Raw genomic sequence first — 582 nt, forward strand, 5'->3', positions numbered from 1 at the left:
ATAATAGTAAGAGTTGAAAATAACAACTCTGGTCCGTTGGTCAAGGGGTTAAGACACCGCCTTTTCACGGCGGTAACACGGGTTCGAATCCCGTACGGACTATGGGTATGTTGCAGTTGGAAATACTTGATGAAAAAAAGTTTAAAAAAGTTTCAAAAAAGTGTTGACAAGCGAAAGCGACTGTGATATACTAATATAGTTGTCGCTTGAGGGAAGCGAGTGACAAAGACCTTTGAAAACTGAACAAGACGAACCAATGTGCAGGGCACTACAACTAAGGTTGTAGTACTGAACAATGAAAAAACAATAAATCTGTCAGTGACAGAAATGAGTGAGAACTCAAACTTTTAATGAGAGTTTGATCCTGGCTCAGGACGAACGCTGGCGGCGTGCCTAATACATGCAAGTAGAACGCTGAAGGAGGAGCTTGCTTCTCCGGATGAGTTGCGAACGGGTGAGTAACGCGTAGGTAACCTGCCTGGTAGCGGGGGATAACTATTGGAAACGATAGCTAATACCGCATAAGAGTAGATGTTGCATGACATTTGCTTAAAAGGTGCAATTGCATCACTACCAGATGGA

1 tRNA gene and 1 rRNA gene are annotated in these 582 nt (G+C 43.1%); both read left to right on the plus strand.

Going from position 1 to position 582, the window contains the following annotated elements:
- Positions 1-30 precede the first annotated feature (30 nt).
- Positions 31-102 (plus strand) — tRNA-Glu (locus HT696_RS10485).
- Between the two features lie 244 nt (positions 103-346).
- Positions 347-582 (plus strand): 16S ribosomal RNA (locus HT696_RS10490); the annotation flags it as partial.

This window comes from Streptococcus sp. 9903, from assembly GCF_013276625.1.
In the GTDB taxonomy this organism is placed as follows: domain Bacteria; phylum Bacillota; class Bacilli; order Lactobacillales; family Streptococcaceae; genus Streptococcus.